A 22602-nucleotide genomic window follows, 5' to 3' on the forward strand; every position below is an offset into this window, starting at 1 on the left:
GTCATTAAGCTTAATTTTTGTTCGGCAATTAGAATTTAAGTGTTAACCCTACACCATAATACCAACCATGTTCAGAGTCGGTTCCAGTTTGCCAAGCAGTTTGTTTTAAACCTTTTTCATAACCATAACCGACATCAACAAATGGCATGACCTTTTTATTGATTTCATAACGGGTTTGAAAACCAGCTTGTAAACTCGATAATCCCGTTTTACTGGCATAGCGAGATTCATCTTGTAAAACAACATCTGCTTTTAAATAAGGTTTACCAATTAGCTTTTGGGTAAAGAGTAAGTCTCTTTCCGTTTCCAAACTTAACTTCCATAGTTGATCTTCACCTGCGTAAAGATATGCATCGGTTTCAAAAAAGTAAGGTGCCATGCCGTGTAAGCCCACTACACCAGCCCAGCGATCTTGCTTTTCAGCTTCCCGTTTTAAACGCTCGTAGTTTACCCCAGCCTGCACATCCCAATAGTCAGCTATATTTCGGCTATAAAGTACTGAACCGCCATAATTGGCATCTTCCGACTCAGCTTTTTCAACGTGGGCTTTAATGAACAGTTTGTTTTCATCAGTTCCCACCCAGCTTTCCAATTCAGAAGAAAAACGTCCTTCCCCTTCTTCATTTTGAGTCCAGCCAGTATCAATTTTTGTTGCTTGATAAACCTGTCCACCATGTTCACGTAAATGATCATGAGTTAAAGGTTCTTGAGCAAAAGTAAATACAGATATACCTGAAAAAACACCGCAACATATCATTTGAGAAAATAACTTAGTGATGCGCATGACTAGCTCCTTTTTCATTTTCAGATTGAACAGGTGCTTGAGATGCATCTACTACTCCATCATTTACTTGAGCCACAATCAACTTATTCATCATCCCTGCACTCATGTGATAAAGCAAATGACAATGAATCGCCCATTCTCCTAAGGCATCGGCTGTCAACAACGCAGTAACGGTTTTTCCGGGTGGAACAATAACGGTATGTTTATTTGGTAAGTTTTCAGCTTGTTGGCCATTTTCTAATTGCATGAACATGCCATGTAAATGCATTGGGTGAGCCATCATGCTGTCACTCACGAACTTCAAGCGAATACGTTCGCCATACTTAACTTGTAATGGTTCAGCTTCGTTAAATTTTTTGCCATTAATGGTCCAGATATAACGCTCCATGTTGCCGCCTAAACGAATAACAAGCTCTCGTTCTGGCGCACGTGTGTCTGGTTGAGGCGTCAAAGATTGCAAATCACTATATTGCAGTGCTTTCATACCCGCTGGTGTTGAAGCATTTGCCCAGCCATAAACAGGCTCATTATTTTTAGTCTTATTCTCAGATTGAGATGGCATCTCATGCTTCATTTGCATCATAGAGGGATCATGTTCACCAGATGACATATTTTTCATGTCATGATCCATTTCCATCATATGATTATGACTGGCATGGGCATCCTGATTTTTCATTTCAGGCATGGCCGACATGTCGTGCTTCATTTGCATCATAGAGTGATCATGTTCTTCAGATGACATATTTTTCATGTCATGATCCATGTTCATCATTGCATGATGATGGTTAGCACTATCTTGAACCGCCTCTTTTTTCATTTCAGGCATTGATGACATGTCATGTTGCATATTCATTTGATGACCAGCATGATCATCACTTCCATCACCATGACTCATGCCCATATCGTCCATGGTTAACAAAGCACGTGGGCGTGGTGTTGGCATTTGGACTGGCCCCACAGCCTGTGTATTTTCATTGTGCAAAGTGCCGATAGCGAAACCACTACGGTCAATAGACTCTGCTTCAATCTGATAATTTGCTTGTTTAGGTTCTACAATGACATCGTAGGTTTCCGCTGTACCAATACGAAACTCATCAATTGCTACAGGCTTAACTGGCTGTCCGTCTGCACTCACAACAGTCATTTTCAAATTTGGAATTCTGACATCAAAAAATGACATTGCTGAAGCATTAATAAATCGTAATCGAACCTTATCGCCAGCTTTAAAATTACCTGTCCAGTTTTGCTCTGGTGTCTTGCCATTAACTAAGAAGGTATAACCCGTCACATCAGACATATCGGTTTTTAACATCCGCATCTGATTCCACATGGAACGATCTTGCCAAGTTGCCTTTAAGCCTTGTGCTTTAACTTGCTTCCACACATCAGATACGGTTTCACGGCGGTTTTGATAATACTCAGCAGATTTCTTTAAATTCTTTAAAATACTATCGCTAGAAGAGTTATGAAAATCTGAAAGCATCACCACATAATCACGATCAGTTTTTTCATGTGCCGCAACTGGTATTTTCCCTTTGGGGTAAATTACGAGTGGCCCATATAAACCATCTTGCTCTTGGCCTTTACTATGCGCGTGATACCAATATGTGCCATTTTGTTTCACCTTAAAACGGTAAACAAAATCTCCGTTTGGCGCGATTCCTTTGAAATTATTAAAACCCGGTACACCATCCATTAACCCTGGCAGTAACAACCCATGCCAATGCAAAGACGTATCTTGATTCTTTAATTGGTTATGAACATGAATAACAGCCTCATCCCCTTCCTCAAACTCAAGAAGTGGGGCTGTAAATTTTCCATTTACGGTAATTCGTTTGAGCGGCTGACCAGTAATATTGACCTGTTGTTCATTAATATTAAGGTGATATTCCTTAATTGCCGCGAGAGTCCATGGTGAAACCAATAGACCAAATACAGCGACGAGGCTGCTAATTGTTTTATGAGACATTGCTGTAATCCTTTGAACTAAAAAAATAAGTAAGAAAGGATTAAGCTTTTGGAGGACGTAAAATTTCTTGCCAGTATCCGGCTAAATGCTGAGCCTGATAAACACTACTAAATTGAGATGAAATAGGAATAAATGATGTTTCAACGTCTGGTACAGCTTGCTGCAAAGCCAGATTCAGCATCTGACAATGGACTGGGTTACAGTCTTGGCAGTGTTCACCATGTTGAGAAACTTTCACCATAGATTGATGGCACATCGCCTGATCATCAGCTTGACCCTGCATAGTATGATGTGTCATTTGCTTACTATGACATGGCATCGTATGAAGATCATGCTGCATAGGCATCTGAGCAACAGACACACCACTCCACCCAACGACCAAAGTCATTAGGAACACAAACCAAGCATACTTGCGTAAGTGTTGCAGTGTCATCATTTATTGCCTTGAGCAATCCATTTATCTATGGTGTATTAGCATAACCAAGTTTTAAATCAGATACAATTTTACATCTTAATTGATTGTTTTTACGGTCATTAGGCAAACGGGGGTTGATGCTGAAGGACTAAATCAATCACATCTAGTGCACCTTCTTGTTCATTACTTACAGTTGCATAAGGTGCCACTGCTTTTAAAGCTTGAACAGCATTTTCAACCGCAAACCCATAACCGACTGCTTTAATCATCTGAATATCATTATTGTTATCACCTATCGCCACCACTTGATCAGGTTCAATCTGCCATTTTTGTAGTAATAGCTTCAAACCATGCGCTTTATGCTGATCAGGAAGAATTAAATCGATAAAACCAAAACCACTTGAAACAGGCACTAAGACTTTGTCTGCAACAAAACTTTTTTTCTGAAAATGTTCAAAAATCGCAAAGCTTTCGTTTTCCTGAGCAGTAAAAGTAATTTTACACACCAAGTCATCTAGTGCATAAAAATCATCAATAACTGTTAGCTTTTCAAAGTATCGAGCGACTTTGGCATAGTCCTCCGCATTCATGCTGCTATGCACATAAGCACTCTGTTTCCCGCAGATCACCATAGTTGAGGTATATAAAGAGTCAATCGCTTTTAAAATCTCAATATATTGTTGGTGACTTAAATGAGCAAAAGCTATTTCTTGCCCTGCATCTACAACATGCGCGCCATTTTCTGCAATAAAAGCAATTTCATGACTAATTTCTGGAAAATAGGTAATCAGCTTTGCGAGTTGGTTACCACTGGCAACCACGAAATGAATATTATTTTGTTTAAGTTGTTCGTACTGTTTTAAAAAACGTGCTTTGTTGTACTGCTTCTTAGAATTAAGAAAAGTCCCATCCATATCTACCGCTAAAATTTTTACTGTCATTAATGATCTAGGTCTCTTACTAAAATCTTATTAAATCAAATTTAGCTTTACTTTTCATGACACTTTTACAGTTTTCTCTCTATAAGTTTTTAAAAGTTTTATACAGCCTCATCTCGTTTTTTGCACAGGTTATTTTTTAGCAAAGCTTAATAAAAAACCAGACAATAAAATATTCAATACGCATAAAAAAAGAACGCCAAAGCGTTCTTTTTTCATATATTTTGTTTAGAGAGTAAACGGTTGATCTCATTTTGTTTATTTTACCAACATCTTATCCATACGGTTATCAACACAGTTATCCATATAGTTATAAACAAAGTTATCCACATGAACGAGGGGTAGCAGCAATTAAGTATCGCTGCCCGAGTGCAAGACGAACAGCTATGCTGTGAGTGGCGAAAAGCACTTCTCACCTTATCCAAGCACAAAAAAGCTGTTAAACCTCTTTCGTCCCTACTTTAGCAAGCTCTGCACGCATTTGATCAATTACAACTTTATAATCTGGTTGACCAAAAATTGCTGAACCAGCAACAAACATATCTGCACCCGCTTCTGCAATTTCACGGATATTTGCTGGGCCAACACCACCGTCAACTTCTAAACGGATATCACGGCCACTTGCATCGATAATTTTGCGCGCTGCACGTAATTTTTCTAAAGTCATTGGAATGAACTTTTGTCCACCAAAGCCAGGGTTTACACTCATGATTAAAATTTGGTCAACTTTATCAAGCACGTAATCTAAATGGTGTAACGGTGTTGCTGGGTTAAAGACTAAACCTGCTTTAGCACCACCAGACTTAATCAGTTGTAATGAACGATCAATGTGGTGAGATGCTTCTGGATGGAAAGTAATAATATCAGCGCCAGCCTCTAGGAAATCACCAATAATACGGTCAACTGGAGACACCATTAAATGCACATCAATTGGAGCTTTAACACCATAGTTTTTTAGAGCCTTACATACACCAGCACCAAAAGTTAAGTTTGGAACATAGTGATTATCCATCACGTCAAAATGCACTACATCTGCACCTGCAGCTAACACTTTGTCTACATCTTCGCCTAAACGAGCAAAATCGGCAGATAAAATAGAAGGAGCAATCAAATAAGGCTTGGACATAGGTGGATGACCTGGCTAGAAGTTTAAGGAGAGGCTAGAAATTATAACAAAAAAGAACCTACTTAGCCCGCCCTTCCTTGTTTAAATGACAACATTTCAAACTTGCAACGTAACGTTGCTACTATAGAATGCCAAGTGCCAAACGAATTTGTTAAGGTACATTAAACCAATGTGAGGATTGATAATGAAAAGTACGACTCATCTATTAACAAACGATGGAAAACGCATTGCAAAACGTCTAGTTAATCATTGGAAACATAAGTTTGAAGTACAAGAAACTGAGCAAGATTTTAAAATCTTAATGCCTACAGCAACCATTACGCTTGCACCAGAAACAGAGCAATTAAATGTTGCCATTGATAGCCAGTTAGATGACCATGACCACTTGGAAAAAGTTGTCCTTGATCATCTAAACCGTATGGCTCAACAAGAATTTCAGGTGGAATGGCAGCACTAATTATTAGCCAGATACCTTTTCTAACTGGATTGCATGAAACTGCAAATGCTCATCCATAAAAGTCTGGATAAAATAATAGCCATGATCATAACCAGCATGTTGTCTTAAAGTTAAAGGCTGTCCTGCCTTTAAACACGCTTGCTTAAATTTTTCAGGGTGAAGTTGTTCATAAAATTGATCATCTAATCCCTGATCAACCAAAATTTCGCTAAAAACCGCACCATTTTTTGAGACTAAAGCTGTGGCATCATGGTCCAACCAGCTCTCACGATCTGCACCTAAATAATGGCTAAATGCTTTTTCACCCCATGCACATTCACTTGGCGAACAGATCGGAGCAAAAGCGGATACCGACTTAAACTTTTCAGGATATTTAAACGCTAAAGTTAATGCACCGTGGCCACCCATTGAGTGTCCAAAGACACCAACTTGCTGAGCATTTACTGGAAAGCTTTTTAAAATGAGTGGATATAACTCATCAATTAAATAGCTTTCCATCTGATAATGTTCAGACCACGGCGCTCGCGTTGCATTAATATAAAAACCTGCACCTTGTCCTAAATCCCAATTGTCACCAGCTGCTACCTGTTCACCACGAGGTGAAGTATCAGGCGTAATCAGTATAAGACTAAGCTGAGCTGCCATATGCTGTGCGTGTGCTTTAATGGCAAAGGTTTCCTCAGTACACGTTAAACCCGCTAAGTAAAACAAAGTTGAGCAAGGTTTACCTTCTAATGCAGCAGGTGGCAAATAGACACCAAACTTAGTAGAGCCTTTTAATAATTGAGAGTCGAATTGGTAGATACGCTGCTCACCTTCAAAGCAGCGGTTTTTTTGCAGGAGTTGCATCGTTTTTAGCCTCTGTTTGTGTTTGAGCAATATTTACGTTACCTGTACTTTGCTGTGGGAAAAGATATTTTTCCAACTGAGGTAGCATAAGTTCCATATTCTTACCAATCATCCATTGTGGCTCTGAAGGGTCTACACCTTGAGCTACTTCCCATTTGGTTACCGTTTGCTTGGCAGCATTAAACGAATCTTTCATTGAAGACTGCTCTCGCATCGCCAAGTCAAAGAAAGCTCGTCCAAAATAAGTATAGTCAGCTTCGTTATTACAGCCAAAAGAGGTTTTATCTGCGGCAGATGCCGTAATAATTAAAGTATCTGGTGACTGTAAAGCAGGAATAAAACTTCCAGAGTAACAAGCAGAGATGACAATCACACGCCAACGAATACCAGCTTTATCGAGTGTTTCGCGTAACCATTTCGGATCGACTTGCCCCAAATCTAAAGGCGCATTTTCAATTTCAAAATGATTTTGTTCACCGTGCGATGTCATGTATAAGAACAGCACATCACTATCGCGGTTCATTTGTTGGCCCATACGGCGTAGGGCCAACTCTATACTGGTTTTAGATGCTATCGGGATTTCAGTTCGAGTATCTGGGTTATTGACCAGCATCATTGAACGCCCAACGGTACCGAAACGTGTATCGAATTGTTCTTTAATACGGACCACTTCCGACTTGAAAACGTCTTGGTAACTATCGCCCGCAACACCCAAGAAATACCAATGGCTTTTAGCCACTTCACCATATTGGACCTGTTCTAAGGCATCATGAAGTAACTTGCTTTGTGCATAAAAAGCATCTTCGGCAAACGTAGGTGGAGAGTCTTCTACTTTCCAAATAGGCTGATCTTTTACTGAAAGTTGCCAAACCACCATGGTCGCAATAGTCGCAACCATAACTAATGCCCGCTCCCACCACGGCCACTTGAGCTCACGTGAGAAAACCCAAATGACAGCTAAACTTTGCCATACAAAAAGTGCCACAAATAGGCTTGGTAAAATACCGTTATAAATAGCATCGGGAATAAAGTTTAGATAACCATTAGAACCCAAATATTGAATTAAACATTGGATTAATAAAATATTGGTATCTAAAACCAGCCAGAGCAAAGCTGGAACTAACATTAGACGCGGCTGATTAATACGCTGTGATAGAAAAATACCAACAATAAGCGCAATAAAAGGCCAGAGTGCGTACCCAATTAAACCTTGGGAGTTAAAGTCACCCGTTTGGCCAGCAACAAGCCAGCTATAAAGCGAGTTGGTACATCCGCCTAATATCCCCCAAACAATAAGCTGAAGAATAGAGGGATGTACGATCTGTAAGGAACGTCTTGACCCCAAAAATAACCACATTCCGGCAAGCTGGTTACTTTTAAAATCATGCCAAAAGTTAATGGAAGGTTTGAGATCAATCATAAAAAGGTTTCAAAAATTTCGTTTTTGTCAGGCACCATAAGTGTATGCCTGCTAAGAATTTTAGCAATCATGCTTTTGAACTATATCACATATATTTGTGCATTATTCAAGCAATAAAACTTAACCTTACATAAGCTTACTGAAAGTAAGCATCAAAACGACAAGCATCCCCCTGCCACTGATGGGCTGGCTCTTGATTTGCTAAAAAAACAGCATGTCGTGGCCGTTTCACAATCACTCGCTTGGCAACTTTCTGAGCCAACTCAAGCAAATTATCGCCTAAATCCATTTCACCATCTTCTGGTAAAAGTAAATGCAAAAGCTGCATCTGCTTTTTGACTTGGGCTTGTTTCTTAATCGCTTGTTGGTTCTGGTCACGTTGTGGAAACATCGGGTCTAAATAAACCACATCAACCGTTTTTGCTTCTTGATCTAATTGCTGTAAATAGCTTGCAGAGTCAGCAAACACCAGTTGAATACGATCCATAAACTGACCTAAAAATGGATCATGCTGTGCCTGAGCTTTTGAATCTTCAAGTAAAGTAAATAAAATCGGATGGCGTTCAACAAGCTGAATTTGAGCACCTAAATACGCCATGAGTAAGCTGTCGTGGCCTAAACCCGCTGTTGCGTCTACAAGTACTGGTTTTTCGCCCAGCTGACAAGCACGAGCAATCATCTCTGATTTAAGACTGGCACGTTTTAAACGTGGAATTTCAGATTTCCAGTCAGGCTGCATTTTCATGCCATTTGCAGATAACCAAAGTCCGTTTTCATCTACACAAAGCGCTAAATCAGGGTTTAAACGTAAAAAACGAGCATTGAGTTTTTCAATAGGCTGTAAATCGGCTGTCACACCTCTAGAACAAAGCACAGCTTGGTAGTGCTGTGCTTGCTCTTGAAAATCTACTTCAAAATATATATGCATGAGTAGTGCCTTTACTTTGCTTTACCCTGATCCGCTATTTTTTTCCAAGCATCATCACGCAAGTAAACCGGTAAAGCATGTTCTGCATCAACCCACTGCTTTTGCGCGGCATAGACACGTGCAATCGAAGCAATGTCTTGTGCAGTGGCAGTAATTGTTTGATGCTCTGCATCGGCTTGAAGAAGCTTAGCACCTGAACCAATTAAGCAATGCTTTGCATAAGCAGCTGCTTGTTCATAGCTCATTAATTTTTCTTCATCAATACACTGCATGATGCCTTGCTCATCTAAAACAAAACTTGCAATGTAAACTTCATTCATACGGGCATCGAGTACCGCAGTCACCTGCTCTAAACCTTCAAGTCGGTAAGCCGCCTGTGCGAGAGCTTGTAAGGTAGAAACTGGAACTACAGGTAAATCTTGTGACCAAGCTAAAGCCTGAGCTACAGCAGCATTAATTCGGACACCACTAAAAGAACCCGGCCCACGGCTAAAGGCAATCGCATCTAAACCAGCAATTTCTAGTCCGGTTTGCTGTAAGCCCTGCTCAATCATTGGCAGAATGGTCTGGGTTTGTGCTTTCGCTCGCGTATCGAGTTGGAAAAATAGTTCTTGGGTTTCATCAATTAATGAAATGGAACATTGCTCGTTTGCAGTTTCCAACGCCAGCAGTTTCATGCACAACCTTAGTATTGAATCAGATTAAAAACGGAAGTAATGATACCCCACTCGGCCCTGTTAGGCGAGTTGTTCCTATCTAAATAAAAATGCCAAGCGAGTGCTTGGCATAGAAAATATCTTACTAAAATTTTAAAAGTGAAATTCTTTTAAATCAGCATAGCTTTTAAAGTGTTCAGCATAATGTAGTGCGCTCAAACGTATTTTTGCCGCGCCATCTTCATCCAAAGTTTTCACAATTTTTCCTGGTGAACCCATCACTACTGAGTTATCTGGAATCACTTTACCTTCTGGTATTAAAGCATTAGCACCGATAATACAATTTTTACCAATCACAGCCCGATTTAAAATGACGGCGTTCATACCAATCAGGCTATTATCACCAATCGTACAACCATGCAGCATGACTTTATGTCCGACCGTGACATATTCACCAATATTTAGTTCAAGGCCTGCATCGGTATGTAATACCGAGTTTTCTTGAATATTAGAAAAATTACCAATCCGAACGACACAGTTATCAGCACGTACTACCGCTCCAAACCAAATACTGACCTGACGGCCTAATTCTACTTGTCCAATAAGCGTTGCTGTTGGAGCAACCCAGCCATCCCATGGCTCATGTAATGCTTTTGGGTGCTGTCCTTGATAGCTATACATCATAATTTATCAATCCTGATCTTTATTTTTTATGAGAAAACTTTGGCATTCCAAAGGTTGGTGAGTTGAGTAAAAATGGCCAATCTTTTTGATAACCCAATCCATATTTAAATAGAGCCACCAACATACGAGCAGTTAAACCCCAAATAATTTCATTATCAATCTGCAAGCTTGGAAAATACAAAGACTGATGAGCATATCGAACTTCGTATGGTGTCGGACGCGTCTCTATAAGTTGCTGTAAGGGCACAAAGAAAATTCGATCAATTTCAGTAGGCTGAGGTATTAAATGAACCTCTGGTGGAATAAGCCCAACAATCGGTTTTACAGACAGCCCACTTCTTGCGCGCTGCATCGGCAAATCACCTAACAACTGCACATCAAACGGGTTTAAGGCCGTTTCTTCTTGAGCTTCTCTTAGCGCTACAACAATATTACTGGTATCACTGGGGTCACGCTTTCCACCCGGAAAAGAAACCTCTCCCGCATGATTGTTCATATGTATTGAACGGCGTGTGAGTAGTACTTTAGGATTATTTTCATTTGTAATCGCAATAAGTACCGCAGCTTGTGCTTCTTGTATGCGGGTGGAAAAGCGCAATCTTTGCTGTAACTTTTGTGTTAGCAAGTGCTCTTCCATACCTTTCACCTATTATTCTGTCTCTCTTTTCATCATATCTGAAAATAAAACTTAGGGAATAGAGTTGATGCGTAAGTCTAAAAATTCAGTTATGCTGAGGCATCTCTATACTCGATGATAATTATGAGTTTCTGTGTAGCGTGTGGGCATAAAACCGAACAAAAAATTCCTTTAGGTGATCATAAAGTACGCCGTGTTTGTACTCATTGTGAAAATATTCACTATGAAAACCCCAAAGTAATCTGCGGTGCCTTAGCGTTATGGGAAGACAAAGTATTACTCTGTCGTCGTGCAATTGAACCTCGTTATGGCTTGTGGACTTTGCCTGCTGGTTACATGGAATTGTTCGAAACCATGGAACAAGGTGCAGCACGTGAAACTCGTGAAGAAGCAGAAGCCGAGATTGAAATAGAACAACTTTACTGCATGTACAATATTCCTCGTATTGGTCAAATTTATGTACTTTTCAAAGCACAGCTGAAAGATGGCATTTTTGGTGCAGGTGAAGAAAGCATCGAGAGTCGTCTGTTTGAAGAGCATGAAATTCCATGGGGTGAACTTGCATTCCCTAGTGTTGAACACACTTTAAGACATTATTTTGAAGACCGTAAAAAACAAGTTTTTCCAACGCACCTAGAAACGCTAGGAACTCGTTTAGACCATACAGGCTAATAAAAAAGACCGCATTTGCGGTCTTTTTTATTTTGTTTAATTAAGATTTAATTTTGATTGCTTTACATGCTGGAATAGACTGATCAGCAAGTTTAATTGTTACCGTACCCGTTTGACGTTGTGCTAAAGCTTTTTCAGTATCTGTTGGTGCTGGGCTAATATCCTTAATATTATTATAGACAGCTTGATAAAAAGCATAGGGATTAACCCAACGTGCAGTCTTATTTTCATAATCCCTTAAATTAATACTATCACTGCTGTTTTGACCTGTTAATAAATTATAAAGGTTAATCTTAACTCCATTTACTGAAATTGAGTCATCTATATTATCATTTGGATCAGAATCCTGTTTTATTACAGTGTTTAGTCCCATCAAGATCCCGTTAAGGTTACCTAACTGTGGATTCGATAAAACCATACGAACAGGAATAGAACTGTCATTATCAGATGACTGTGTACCACCTGTAGTCCCAAGTCGATATTGTTGCACACCATTACTATCAATTAAGCTATTGTCTGCTACTGTTGCACATTGACCAGACATATCTATTGCAGTCGCATTTGGTTTAATATCCGTACGAATATTTCCTTTTTCATCAACAACAATACCTAAATCAATAGGAGCTATTCCTGTAGTATCAAAATTGAATGTCAAAGTCGCATATAATGGGAAAACATAACGTTGACCAGAACTAACATTAGCGGCTGTTTTAAAAATTTCTTTTCCAAGATAACTAATTGGGTTAACTTTAATAATATCGAGTGAGCCCTTATAATTTTCTGTGCCTACTGTTTGACGCCATAAACCATAATGCTGAGTATTTCCTGTTGTCAAACGCATTAACTGCTTATAAAAACCTTCACTACCTGCAACCGCATAATCATTTATAAACTTGCCTTGATAGACTTGCAAATCATTATTCGCATTGCCATCAATGCTCAAACGTAATGGCTGAGTCGATTGAATATCTTTTGAAATTGGATTAAGCCAACCATTTTGTTGTGCAGCAACAACCATTTGTAGTGGTTTAGCCTTAGTCCATAATAAAACTGGTGGAGCAACACCAGTTACGTTTCCATTCTTATCTTTGTATAAAGTAGCATCCCCACGCCATTGTAAGCCATAACCTATTGCATAACCTTCACGGTCAGTCAGCATGAAGATATTAGCCATCATATGGCGTAAATTACTGGTAGATTTATTAAAGCAATCTGCTAATGCTTGATTACAACCATAAAATCCAAGCGGTAGTGGAGAATTTACAGGGTCTGCAAATCCCGCATAAGTCGCTTCAGTTGCCTGAAATAATGCTGCATTTGCCAAGTTCGTGACTTGAACTACCAGTGCATAAGCTTGTGCATCAGACACTTTGCTTACATCTAACCAAGGTTCTAGAAGAGTTGCATATTGTCCATTCTTCCATTCCGTTGCGGTTATATCTTGTGGCAAATTCTTCAACAGATTTTTCTTATCTTGAGTAAATTGGGTTGGTTGTAAATCACCCACCACATTATCGCCACGTTCAACACCAATACTTTGGAACAACTTAACTAAGCCCATAGCCACTTTAATAGTTGGATCAGCGTTACTCATTGAGGCTGGAGGTTGTCCAGTTAATGCGGTCGCCATATCCAAAACTGTTAAATGAGTTACACCGTATTTTCCTAATGTATCAAGTTTTATCGTACCTAAAGCAATCTTGTGGGTATTACTTCCTTGTAAATACAAACTAACTGTTTCATCCGATTTACTGCTGCTGATGCTACAAGCTCCAGTGACAGCATTAAGTTTCTTATTCGTTTTAGGATCAACTTCTAATAGCGTAATGTAACGCTGATTAGGCGACATACTACAATCAAAATTTAAACCTTCCACTGGATAGTCCAATATAAAATTTAAACAAGTGTTGTCTGTTGCAGTACAGCCTAAACTCGACCTTGGCGGAGTATCATCTCCAACGCCTGTGTTTTCATTGATTGTCGAACTACCACCGCCACAACCATTCAGCATGATTACTAATGTGGTTAATGCAAAAGGCCATAATAATTTTTTATTCATTAGATACCCTACTTATTTTTAACGTAATACTGAAATTTGAATCTGTCCCTGATTAGATAGCTCATGTTCTTCTACATCTACAGAGGAAGATAACGGAGTTAACATCATATAACGTGCATGAGGCGGCACTCTTAAAGAACCTTGAATTGATGCATGTTGTAGTATCGTAGAAGGATAAGACTTGCTCTTGAAACCACTTGCACCCTCTAAAATACACCCCTTCTCATCTAAGAATATAGCTAAAGGCCAATAATATAGAGGCGTCAAATTACTTGCTGCAAATGACATAAGCTGTAAATATTGTACAGACGGATCTAGTTTTACTAGCTCGTATTCAAACTTTTCTTTTAGCGGCTTACGAGGCCATAAATTTACTTCTTTTTTAGATCCGAGTACTTTGATTGACTTTTTGTAGCCTTGAACAAAACACTTATCTTGCTCAAAAGTCGTTTCTAATTCTTTTTGAGACAGACGTATATAGGTTGGGGCTAACACAATCACTGCTTGATCATCTTGAGATTGCTTATTAAACAATTGTTCTAAAGTAGATTTACTTACCCCCTTTTTCCGCTCAATAAACTCTGTTCGCCCTAAACCATCTGGCATAACATAAAAGCGTTTTTTGCCTTCAAGATTAAATTCTTGGTCTTCAAGATATTCATTATTTACATACTCTACACCATCAATACTCGTAAATTTAGATAGATCATTTGGCAAATTTTGAGTTGAAACAGCTTGTGAAGTGCTTGGTACAGATGAAGGAATTTTAGCTGGGGTACTTTCTTCCTTAACAGTACTAGTTTGCTTTTTAACTTCATTCTTCTGAGTTTTACTAACTGTTAAAGGAAGCTCTGGAGTCGGTGCAGTCGGTGCAGTCGGTGCAGTCGGTGCAGTCGGTGCAGTCGGTGCAGTCGGTGCAGTCGGTGCAGTCGGTGCAGTCGGTGCAGTCGGTGCAGTCGGTGCAGTCGGTGCAGTATTTAATTTTTTTGTAACGCGTGGTTCAAACTTTTTAGGTTCTTTTGAATTATGAGAATTTTCACGAGGTACTTCTTGAACAGGTATAACAACAGATTTAGGCTGCGCAACTTGCTTCAGTGCTTCTACTCTAATACTCGATTGCTTCTGTTCGACTTTTTTACTCGGCACAATCATTGGGCGACCATCTGGACCAATGATTGTATAGAAACCATCTGCATAAGATACAGAAACGCTTGCTATCGCAATAAATAAAGCCGAGATAGCGAATCTAGGTCGAAACATCCTTTTATATTGTTTTACCATTTTGTTCTATAGCTCAAACCAAGTATTGTAACTTTTGTATTCGTTTTTACATCTAAGCCACCATACGTATTTAATAAAACATTATCGACACCACATTTATTCAATAATGTACTCGTACAAGCTGGAATATTGTCTCGACTACGCAGGAAACCTACTGAAAGATCTAAGTCCGTATCTGCATCAAAACGGTAACCTAACCCAAGACCGAATAATTGCGCATTATTTATCGGAACCATGGTATTACGTTTATCATCAGGAATAGAGCTTGCACGAGGCTCATAACCTGCCCGCAATTTCAAACGATCAGTTGCTGAGTATTCAATACCAATTCCCCAGCTCCACGGCGATGTAAACTTCAGTGGTAATGCTAAAGAATTATCCGTTACGTCATTAGATAAAAGTTTAGCCACCTTTAACAGCGAAATTTGACGGTCAAATTCAAACTTAAACTTATTCCAAGCCGCATAGTCAGTCCAGCCTACATCAAAGTTAACTTGTAAATCAGGCAATATTTTATACTTAATACCTGCTTGAAAATGTGCCGGATATTCAAGATCCATAGCAACCAAACCAGATTCAATATTAGGTATATACCCCGGTAACCCCAGAATAGCAGCTAAAATTTGTCCAGTAGCAGAGGAGTTAAGACCTTTAATAAACTCTTGAGGCGCCTTGGCATTATTAATCATGTATTTGCCTTTTAAACGCATCTTGGCAGAACTTTGATAGACCATACCAAAGCCAAAGTCATCTGTTGGTTCCCAAAGTAGACCTAGGTTATAGCTTGGACTTAATGACTGCTCTAATGAAACCTGTAATGCACCCATTTTATTAAATGGATTCATACCTTCTTGGGCATTACACATACCAAATAATAGTAAGTCCGTAATCATGTCACTATTATTTTTAAAAGGTGCACACACAACTTCATCAACCATACGCAATACACCAATCATCTCATTTGGAAAACGTAGATCAGTTTTTAATGCGATTGCGTTATAGGACATCCCGACAGAAGCACCAATTGATAAATGGTCATTTACCTGATAACCAAAAGATGGTGATAAATAAGTGATTCGCTCTACTGCAACTTGTTGCCCCATATAGTTACCAGGGTTACCATTTTCTGCTCCGAACCCTGCTACCAATGGTGCATATATTGCTGTTGCATAAGTGACTTTCGAACCAGGGGGTTTATAAGCAATACCTGCTGTCGGTGCAACTAATGGATAACCTGCCCCAAGATCAACCATTTTTTTTAGGATAGGTACATATAAGCTTGCATACTCGACATCACCATGGACCGTTCCTTTAAAGTCTGTACAAATATTGGCAGAAACTTCGGGACCATCATTACAAACAAGAGGGTCATCTGAATAACCAAAAACGTTGTAACCAGGAGGAGCCGAGAACTCACGCTGAATATCAAAGTTAGCAAGAATCCCTTGCACATCTGTTTGCAGCCCATCAATTTTTGCTAAGGCTGCGGGGTTAAAGTGAACTGCACTAATACCAGGAGGATCTGCAGTTACAGCATTTCCCATCGATAGTGAACGAATATCAACAGCTAGGTTTTGTCCTAATTGAGCATTGGCAAAGCTAGAAAAACCGGAGATAACAATTGCCGCCGTTAAAGGACATAATTTAGGATATTTCACCTGCTTATCTCCTTATTTTTGTTTTTTGTTAAAACCTAAAATATCTAACGGGAACGACAAACCAAGTGAAATATCTGGTGCATCTTCAGTTAAACCAATACCAACAGTACCGTTGACAATCGTGTCAGGCGAAACGCGAACACCTAAAGCAAAAGATAACATTCCACTACTTTGATCTGGTGACTTATAAGACTCGCCATTATTAAATTGGAATTCAGCATTCATATTAAAACTTTGCTGATATGACATTGTTAAAGACACGTCATAGTTAAATGAATAGGCAAAACCAAATGAGAAGCCACCACTAATCCCTGGATCAAAAGACTCTAAAATACGTGAACCTCGAGCTTGATTCAGGCCACTTTCTTTAAAGCCATAGTTGGCAGATGCCGAAGCGAAGAGAACGACTGGATCAATATATTTACGAGTACTCGCCCCTACACCAACTGAGTAGTAGCCCTTACCAGTCGATAGCTCATCTAAACCAATCTCATAAGGACTATCACCTGTTTTAGTAGATACACTACCAAAAAGAACAAGTGGTAACCGTCCTTGCTTTAAGGGAAAGGGCTCCCAACGTGCACCAAAAGAAATATCCCCTAAACCAGCTGCTGTTTTATCTTTTATAATTTCAGACTTTGCAACGAAAGGAAGAGTTGCTGATAAAGTCAAGTTATCTAACACCCCATATTGAAAAGTAAAACTATTTGTTAATGTATGGTTAGCATCTTCCTCAACACGTAAACGATTAAGTTGAGAAGAACTATCCGATAAAGCCAAATCAATACGGGTATCGCGGTAGTAAGTGTAATCAAGGTCATAATAAGAAGAAATTACGCCCTTCTTAATCAAAGAATATTGGCGTTCATTTGAAGTAAATACTTCTTGTAAGTTTGTTTCCTGACTCGCATCCCCTTCTTTTTTCTGTAACGCACTTGCAGCTTGATGTGCCTCACTATTCGGAGCTGGGGCTACAGCATTTGTATCTACTGCATTCGAGGTTTGCGCAGTATTATCTGTTGAGACTGAACTAGAACTAGTAGCTTCTGAAGAAGTAGAGTTTTCTATTCCCTCTGCTACAGTCTGATTCGAACTAGATACTTGTGCTTGCTGTACTTGATCTTCGGCATAGATTGTCCCTGTAATGGCACTCATACTTAAGGCCAACACACTCATCTTCATCCATCGATTATTCATGTTTTTCCTACCCAATTTATTTATTTTACTAACTTTAAAATTGACTATTTGCGTTTGTAATAAAGACGCATATAGGTTTCTATCGGCTGTCCATATGTCGGCGAATGATTATCGTTATCTAGTACACGTCTCATGGTTGAAGCTTTATTTGCTAAACGATCAAAGTTAAATGCTGGATATTGAACATCAACAAAAGCATATCTATTGACCGTGGCATCTTCTACATGGCGCATATCTGCATCTTTTAGTGCCAATAAATCTTTACGCTGTGATTCAGGAACAGAAATAACAAATAAAGTATTATTATCCCAAATTTGTTTAAAACGACTTTCATCAAAGCTGATATTCCCTAAAGCAGGATCAGCTACATATACTCTTCCATCTTTATAAGCTTTATATACGACAAAATGTTTAAAACCTGCATAAGAAATAGGCACAATTGCAGGTTGGCCGAGTTTAACTAAATCAGAAAACTCACCTCGATAACCACCACTGTCCAAACCAATTGCTGTGACAAAGCGCTTCATATCAAGTAATGAGAAACTTCGGCGTTCAATAATACGTTGATACTCACCATACTGAAGCAAACCACTCATTGTTTGCTGTTCAGTTAAACTCGTTCCAACATAGCCATTTAATAAAGTCGTAAGTGCAGCAGAGCCACAACTATAGTCATAGGCTTGTCGAACAATGCCACGAAACTGATCTTCTACAGCTGGTTTTATTGTGACAGGTTCAATATGGTTTCGATGAAATGATAAATTACGTGAATCGGCAGTCTCTGTATAATAAACAGTTCCCGGCGGCTTTTTTTCTATTTCGAAGGCTTCTGTCGCAAAGTAATACATCAATGCTGAGCCTAAAACTATCTCTAACATAAGCACTTGGTCTAAATGGTGGCCTAACCGGCCTTATTCATTTTATTCTTAGAGCAATAGCTCTACATCCCTGTGTGTTGAAGATACCTTTTTTTTTTGTAAAAAACAGCTTTTTTTTAATCTTTTTGATGAATGCATAGTTTTACATTTATAAACTGATAATTAATTCTCATTTCAAATGTTTTATATTCTTTCTTATTATATAAGCTAATATTATTTAAATAGAAAAACTTAAGATTGAGTTTTATTAAGATAAATAAAAAAGCGCGTATAAACGCGCTTTTTATCAGCCTTTAAATTAGTGTCCAGAAATAGTAATTGTAGACGTTCCTACATTTAAACCTTGGATTTCTAAATCACCAATTGAAGCATTACCCGCTGCACCTAGGTGTACGCCCTGTGCATAAACGTTCATACCTTGTGTACTGTTATTCTGGATACGTAAACCTGTAGGAACAACAGAAATGTTCGCATTTACATCCAAGTCACCAGTTGTATTACCTGAACCACGAACCATTACTTTGTCTAGGACAATTTTACCACCACCAGCAGCATCATTAATACCGAAGTTAGATAGTGTTAAACCACCTTGTAAGCTAGAGTTCACTTTGATCATCGCGCCTTGCGGAGTTGAACCTAACTGAACATTTGCAGAAATTTGACCCAAAGATAAATCTAAGCCAGAAATAATTTCAGTTGGAGCTGTTTCAGTAATACCACGTACAGCAGTAGTTGTATTTAATGAACCAGAAGTACCCACGCCAATTGAACCTACATGTACATCAACTGCGCCCACTGTTGCTGCAACGTTTAAGAAAGCACCGTTTGAGCCTGAAGCACCGTTTGTATCAATTTTTAAATCTAAAAGGTTGCCTGTACCTTTTTGAGTTACAGTAACACCACTAATTGCGATTGAGCCCGCTGTACCTGAAGACCCTGTAATACCTGTTGATGTTGCTAAACCATCATTATCATGTAGGTATAGCTTATCGATAGAAATACCACCAGAACCCAAAGCAATACCGATATTAATACCATCTTGACCTGTAGCAGCACTAAGCGCTGCATCATCCATTGATTGCATTGCCATTGCATTTGCACTGATAGCTAAAGAAGAAACTAAAGCAAGTTTAGTGAACATTTTCATTGAGCACTCTCCCAAGAGCATTTATTTTTTGACTTAACCACTCTTACTGTCTCAAGTTGCATTTTTCTTTTATGGCAACCGAAACTTCCAATCCTTGAGTAGTTTTGCTTAGCAATTACTAAATTACAGCTACGTTAATTTTTGTTCAACTACTGTAATGCATTTTTTGCCAATTACCCGACAAACGGTACAGATGCTGACTGCCTGATCACGCTTATAAATTGTCTTTAAAACTGAGATACTATTCGGTTATTTTTTCCACGAAATATTAAACTCTTTCGACTCATCCGTCTGATAGACTAGAACTTGTAGTAAACTATGTCACCTCTTCCAAGCGCTTACATGTTTAAAATGTCACAGTTAAAGAAAAAAATCTCTTTAGAAAGCTATCAATCGGCTGCCGATATTTTAAAAAAATTAGAAGAGTTAATTGGACTTGTATATCTCCATGATGATAACAACCCAATTATTGGTTTTTTGCCAAAAAAATACTTAATTATTCAAAATAATCAAAAAAAATTATTTGATAAAACTGATCTAAATCATTATAAAAACTCCTCTAATACACAAAGTCTTTTAGAATTTACTCAATTTCAAGATCAAGAACTAAAAAATAAAAGTAGAGAAAAAATAAGCTTCAATGGAGGTTATATTGGTTTTATTAGTTATGACTTTTCTGCGAATCAATTTATAAATAATCAATTACATAAACAGCCCTCTTTATTTATAGGCTCTTATTCTTCTTTTCTTAAAAATATAAATAATGAATGGTATTTTTTTAGTGATGAAGCTAATGCTATAGAAATTTTTAATTGGATTATAGAACTATTAAATAAACCTTCTAACACCCTAAACGAAAATAATTTTAAAATAGAAAAAAATATTCAACCGCGCTGGTCTAAAAATGAATATTTAACAGCTTTCCACAAAATACAAGAATATATTAAAGCAGGAGATTGTTATCAAATTAATCTTACACAAGAGTTTAGTACAACTTTTAAAGGTACATTATTAAATAAAGCAGAAGCTTTATGGAATTTAACCAATGCTCCATATTCTGGTTATTTAAAATTAAAAGATTTTGAGTTATTAAGTTGCTCTCCTGAATTATTTATTGAATTTAATACAGATAAGCAAATAAAAACCCGACCAATTAAAGGCACAATGCCCCGTTACGAAAATAAAGAACAAGATTTACTTTCAAAGCAAACCTTAAAAAACTCTCAAAAAGATCAGGCCGAAAATGTCATGATCGTTGATTTATTACGTAATGATTTGAGCATTTATGCCAATACAGGTTCGGTAAAAACAACAAAATTATTCGAAATTGAAAGCTTCAATCAAGTTCACCATATGGTAAGTGAAGTTACGGCTACACTTAAAAATGATATTAATCCTATGCAAATGTTGCTTAGTGCTTTACCAGGAGGCTCAATTACTGGTGCCCCTAAAATTCGAGCAATGCAAATTATTGAAGAGTTAGAAGGTGCGCCAAGAGGAGCATATTGCGGGACTTTGGGATATTTTAATTTTGATGGTACTGGGCGTTGGAATATTCTAATTCGTAGCTTTCAACAATATCAAAACCAGCTCTCTATTTGGGCAGGTGGCGGTATTACTATCGCTTCAGAGGCTGAAGCTGAATATCAAGAAAGTTTAGATAAAATCTCTGCTATGCTGAACTTGATGAACAGCACAGCAGAATAAATTTTAAAGAATATCTTGCTTCAAAGTTTGAACTAAACGTGTATTTTGCTCATCAGTTCCAACCGTGATACGTAAAAACTGATTAATGCGAGGCTTATTGAAATAACGGACAATAATGCCCTGCTCACGCAGCTTCTGGGCTAATTGCCCAGCATCATATTGCGAATGTGAAGCAAAAATAAAATTCGCTTTTGATGGCAAAACATTAAAGCCAAGTTCAGTTAAATCACTAACCAGTTTTTCTCGACTTGTAATAACTTTTTGACACTGCTCTTCAAAATAAGCTTGATCTTCAAAAGAAGCAACAGCCGCTGCTATAGCGAAGCGATCAATTGGATATGAATTAAAACTATTTTTTACCGCTTCAAGTGCCGCAATCAAATGCGACTGAGCAATCGCAAATCCAACGCGTAAACCAGCCAACGAACGAGACTTTGAAGTTGTTTGGCACACCACAAGATTTTCATAACGGTTTACCAAACTTACAGCTGACTCAGCACCAAAATCAACATAAGCTTCATCAATCACAACCACACGGTCTGGATTGTCTTGTAGTACTTGTTCAATCTCTGCCAAGCTGAGCGCAATACTAGTTGGTGCATTAGGATTAGTAATAATCACGCCACCATTGGGTTGTGCATAATCTTTGACATCAATCTCGAAATTATCATTAAGTGGAATTTCTTTCGTTTTTGTTCCAAAAAACTGGCTATAAACTGGATAAAAACTATAAGTGATGTCTGGATACAGAATTGGCTCATCTTGAAGGAAAAATGCTTTAAAGATATGAGCAAGCACCTCATCAGAACCATTACCCACAAAAACTTGAGATACATCAATATTTTGTTGTTTTGCAATTGCTTGCTTTAATGCTGTCGCATCCGGATCTGGATATAGACGCAAAGCATCAGCTTGACCATGTAGCACAGCTTGAACTGCGTCTACTACTTTTGGTGATGGTGGATATGGATTTTCGTTAGTATTTAACTTTAATAAATTTTGGATTTTAGGTTGTTCACCTGGCACATAAGGCTCCAACTCACGAACCTCAGGACTCCAAAAACGCATTTGTGCTGTAGATACAGTCATAGTCTTATCTCAAAAAAGGGCTGAAAAGTCAGCCCTGAATAATCATTAAAA

Annotated in this window: 21 protein-coding genes; 3 read left to right on the forward strand and 18 right to left on the reverse strand. The window is 38.4% G+C overall.

The window, feature by feature from the left end:
* Positions 1-28: 28 nt before the first annotated feature.
* The 5 genes from ACH8JV_RS13815 to rpe all read right to left on the reverse strand — a co-directional run bounded on the left by ACH8JV_RS13815 (position 29) and on the right by rpe (position 5232).
* Positions 29-784 (reverse strand): copper resistance protein B, encoded by a 756-nt coding sequence (locus ACH8JV_RS13815; protein ID WP_396521841.1) that lies wholly within the window; start codon positions 782-784, stop codon positions 29-31.
* Positions 771-2753, reverse strand: coding sequence for a multicopper oxidase domain-containing protein (locus tag ACH8JV_RS13820; RefSeq protein ID WP_396521843.1), 1983 nt, complete (start codon positions 2751-2753; stop codon positions 771-773). Before ACH8JV_RS13820 ends, ACH8JV_RS13815 begins: the two co-directional genes overlap by 14 nt.
* A gap of 40 nt (positions 2754-2793) precedes the next feature.
* Entirely contained in the window at positions 2794-3186 is a 393-nt protein-coding gene (locus ACH8JV_RS13825) for a hypothetical protein (protein ID WP_311070526.1), read from the reverse strand.
* 101 nt (positions 3187-3287) lie between these two features.
* Positions 3288-4109: a Cof-type HAD-IIB family hydrolase gene (locus ACH8JV_RS13830; protein WP_396521845.1), complete on the reverse strand. Its 822-nt coding sequence runs from the start codon at positions 4107-4109 to the stop codon at positions 3288-3290.
* A 436-nt stretch (positions 4110-4545) separates the two neighbouring features.
* Positions 4546-5232, reverse strand: coding sequence for a ribulose-phosphate 3-epimerase (gene rpe, locus ACH8JV_RS13835; RefSeq protein ID WP_019456697.1), 687 nt, complete (start codon positions 5230-5232; stop codon positions 4546-4548).
* A gap of 184 nt (positions 5233-5416) precedes the next feature.
* Here rpe and ACH8JV_RS13840 point away from each other — a divergent pair, with 184 nt between their 5' ends.
* Positions 5417-5689: a DUF2218 domain-containing protein gene (locus ACH8JV_RS13840; RefSeq protein WP_000843452.1), complete on the forward strand. Its 273-nt coding sequence runs from the start codon at positions 5417-5419 to the stop codon at positions 5687-5689.
* A gap of 3 nt (positions 5690-5692) precedes the next feature.
* On the opposite strand, the gene fghA is transcribed toward ACH8JV_RS13840, so the two are convergent.
* From fghA to ACH8JV_RS13870, 6 genes are all read right to left on the reverse strand, one after another.
* Entirely contained in the window at positions 5693-6538 is an 846-nt protein-coding gene (gene fghA, locus ACH8JV_RS13845) for an S-formylglutathione hydrolase (protein ID WP_396521847.1), read from the reverse strand.
* Positions 6507-7958, reverse strand: coding sequence for a C13 family peptidase (locus ACH8JV_RS13850; protein WP_396521849.1), 1452 nt, complete (start codon positions 7956-7958; stop codon positions 6507-6509). Before ACH8JV_RS13850 ends, fghA begins: the two co-directional genes overlap by 32 nt.
* 136 nt (positions 7959-8094) lie before the next feature.
* Positions 8095-8886 (reverse strand): class I SAM-dependent methyltransferase, encoded by a 792-nt coding sequence (locus tag ACH8JV_RS13855; RefSeq protein WP_396521851.1) that lies wholly within the window; start codon positions 8884-8886, stop codon positions 8095-8097.
* Between the two features lie 11 nt (positions 8887-8897).
* Positions 8898-9563, reverse strand: a complete 666-nt coding sequence (gene tsaB / locus ACH8JV_RS13860; RefSeq protein WP_396521853.1) for a tRNA (adenosine(37)-N6)-threonylcarbamoyltransferase complex dimerization subunit type 1 TsaB — start codon at positions 9561-9563, stop codon at positions 8898-8900.
* A 132-nt stretch (positions 9564-9695) separates the two neighbouring features.
* Positions 9696-10223 carry a gamma carbonic anhydrase family protein gene (locus ACH8JV_RS13865; RefSeq protein WP_114253416.1) on the reverse strand — a complete coding sequence of 176 codons (528 nt, stop codon included), beginning with the start codon at positions 10221-10223 and terminating at the stop codon, positions 9696-9698.
* Between the two features lie 22 nt (positions 10224-10245).
* Entirely contained in the window at positions 10246-10872 is a 627-nt protein-coding gene (locus ACH8JV_RS13870) for a CoA pyrophosphatase (RefSeq protein ID WP_396521855.1), read from the reverse strand.
* Positions 10873-10986: 114 nt separating this feature from the next.
* On the opposite strand from ACH8JV_RS13870, the gene ACH8JV_RS13875 reads away from it, so the two are divergent.
* Complete coding sequence (locus ACH8JV_RS13875; protein WP_396521857.1) at positions 10987-11535, forward strand: NUDIX hydrolase; 549 nt, start codon at positions 10987-10989, stop codon at positions 11533-11535.
* A 40-nt stretch (positions 11536-11575) separates the two neighbouring features.
* Here ACH8JV_RS13875 and ACH8JV_RS13880 read toward each other — a convergent pair whose 3' ends face one another.
* From ACH8JV_RS13880 to ACH8JV_RS13905, 6 genes are all read right to left on the reverse strand, one after another.
* Positions 11576-13594: a protein FilF gene (locus ACH8JV_RS13880; protein WP_396521859.1), complete on the reverse strand. Its 2019-nt coding sequence runs from the start codon at positions 13592-13594 to the stop codon at positions 11576-11578.
* 18 nt (positions 13595-13612) lie between these two features.
* The gene (filE, locus tag ACH8JV_RS13885) at positions 13613-14854 is read right to left on the reverse strand and encodes a putative pilus assembly protein FilE (RefSeq protein WP_396521861.1); all 1242 of its coding nucleotides are present in this window, start codon (positions 14852-14854) and stop codon (positions 13613-13615) included.
* Positions 14855-14868: 14 nt separating this feature from the next.
* Entirely contained in the window at positions 14869-16533 is a 1665-nt protein-coding gene (locus ACH8JV_RS13890; protein WP_396521863.1) for an OmpP1/FadL family transporter, read from the reverse strand.
* Positions 16534-16545: 12 nt separating this feature from the next.
* Entirely contained in the window at positions 16546-17730 is a 1185-nt protein-coding gene (locus ACH8JV_RS13895) for a hypothetical protein (RefSeq protein WP_396521865.1), read from the reverse strand.
* A gap of 44 nt (positions 17731-17774) precedes the next feature.
* Entirely contained in the window at positions 17775-18608 is an 834-nt protein-coding gene (locus ACH8JV_RS13900) for a C39 family peptidase (protein ID WP_017393200.1), read from the reverse strand.
* Between the two features lie 298 nt (positions 18609-18906).
* Complete coding sequence (locus ACH8JV_RS13905) at positions 18907-19755, reverse strand: DUF6160 family protein (RefSeq protein WP_263612971.1); 849 nt, start codon at positions 19753-19755, stop codon at positions 18907-18909.
* A 318-nt stretch (positions 19756-20073) separates the two neighbouring features.
* On the opposite strand from ACH8JV_RS13905, the gene ACH8JV_RS13910 reads away from it, so the two are divergent.
* Complete coding sequence (locus ACH8JV_RS13910; RefSeq protein WP_396521867.1) at positions 20074-21462, forward strand: anthranilate synthase component I family protein; 1389 nt, start codon at positions 20074-20076, stop codon at positions 21460-21462.
* Positions 21463-21465: 3 nt separating this feature from the next.
* Here ACH8JV_RS13910 and hisC read toward each other — a convergent pair whose 3' ends face one another.
* Positions 21466-22551: a histidinol-phosphate transaminase gene (hisC, locus tag ACH8JV_RS13915; RefSeq protein WP_396521869.1), complete on the reverse strand. Its 1086-nt coding sequence runs from the start codon at positions 22549-22551 to the stop codon at positions 21466-21468.
* Positions 22552-22602 lie beyond the last annotated feature (51 nt).

Source organism: Acinetobacter sp. ABJ_C5_2 (assembly GCF_044538485.1).
GTDB lineage: Bacteria > Pseudomonadota > Gammaproteobacteria > Pseudomonadales > Moraxellaceae > Acinetobacter > Acinetobacter nosocomialis_A.

Bases quoted from the DNA above. Each gene is read 5' to 3' on its own strand.
- hisC (WP_396521869.1), bottom strand. From the start codon at position 22,551: ATGACTGTATCTACAGCACAAATGCGTTTTTGGAGTCCTGAGGTTCGT.
- ACH8JV_RS13880 (WP_396521859.1), bottom strand. From the start codon at position 13,594: ATGAATAAAAAATTATTATGGCCTTTTGCATTAACCACATTAGTAATC.
- ACH8JV_RS13850 (WP_396521849.1), bottom strand. From the start codon at position 7,958: ATGATTGATCTCAAACCTTCCATTAACTTTTGGCATGATTTTAAAAGT.
- ACH8JV_RS13900 (WP_017393200.1), bottom strand. From the start codon at position 18,608: ATGTTAGAGATAGTTTTAGGCTCAGCATTGATGTATTACTTTGCGACA.
- ACH8JV_RS13820 (WP_396521843.1), bottom strand. From the start codon at position 2,753: ATGTCTCATAAAACAATTAGCAGCCTCGTCGCTGTATTTGGTCTATTG.
- ACH8JV_RS13830 (WP_396521845.1), bottom strand. From the start codon at position 4,109: ATGACAGTAAAAATTTTAGCGGTAGATATGGATGGGACTTTTCTTAAT.
- ACH8JV_RS13865 (WP_114253416.1), bottom strand. From the start codon at position 10,223: ATGTATAGCTATCAAGGACAGCACCCAAAAGCATTACATGAGCCATGG.
- rpe (WP_019456697.1), bottom strand. From the start codon at position 5,232: ATGTCCAAGCCTTATTTGATTGCTCCTTCTATTTTATCTGCCGATTTT.
- ACH8JV_RS13825 (WP_311070526.1), bottom strand. From the start codon at position 3,186: ATGACACTGCAACACTTACGCAAGTATGCTTGGTTTGTGTTCCTAATG.
- ACH8JV_RS13875 (WP_396521857.1), top strand. From the start codon at position 10,987: ATGAGTTTCTGTGTAGCGTGTGGGCATAAAACCGAACAAAAAATTCCT.
- tsaB (WP_396521853.1), bottom strand. From the start codon at position 9,563: ATGAAACTGCTGGCGTTGGAAACTGCAAACGAGCAATGTTCCATTTCA.
- filE (WP_396521861.1), bottom strand. From the start codon at position 14,854: ATGTTTCGACCTAGATTCGCTATCTCGGCTTTATTTATTGCGATAGCA.
- fghA (WP_396521847.1), bottom strand. From the start codon at position 6,538: ATGCAACTCCTGCAAAAAAACCGCTGCTTTGAAGGTGAGCAGCGTATC.
- ACH8JV_RS13905 (WP_263612971.1), bottom strand. From the start codon at position 19,755: ATGAAAATGTTCACTAAACTTGCTTTAGTTTCTTCTTTAGCTATCAGT.
- ACH8JV_RS13840 (WP_000843452.1), top strand. From the start codon at position 5,417: ATGAAAAGTACGACTCATCTATTAACAAACGATGGAAAACGCATTGCA.
- ACH8JV_RS13910 (WP_396521867.1), top strand. From the start codon at position 20,074: ATGTCACCTCTTCCAAGCGCTTACATGTTTAAAATGTCACAGTTAAAG.
- ACH8JV_RS13815 (WP_396521841.1), bottom strand. From the start codon at position 784: ATGCGCATCACTAAGTTATTTTCTCAAATGATATGTTGCGGTGTTTTT.
- ACH8JV_RS13895 (WP_396521865.1), bottom strand. From the start codon at position 17,730: ATGAATAATCGATGGATGAAGATGAGTGTGTTGGCCTTAAGTATGAGT.
- ACH8JV_RS13855 (WP_396521851.1), bottom strand. From the start codon at position 8,886: ATGCATATATATTTTGAAGTAGATTTTCAAGAGCAAGCACAGCACTAC.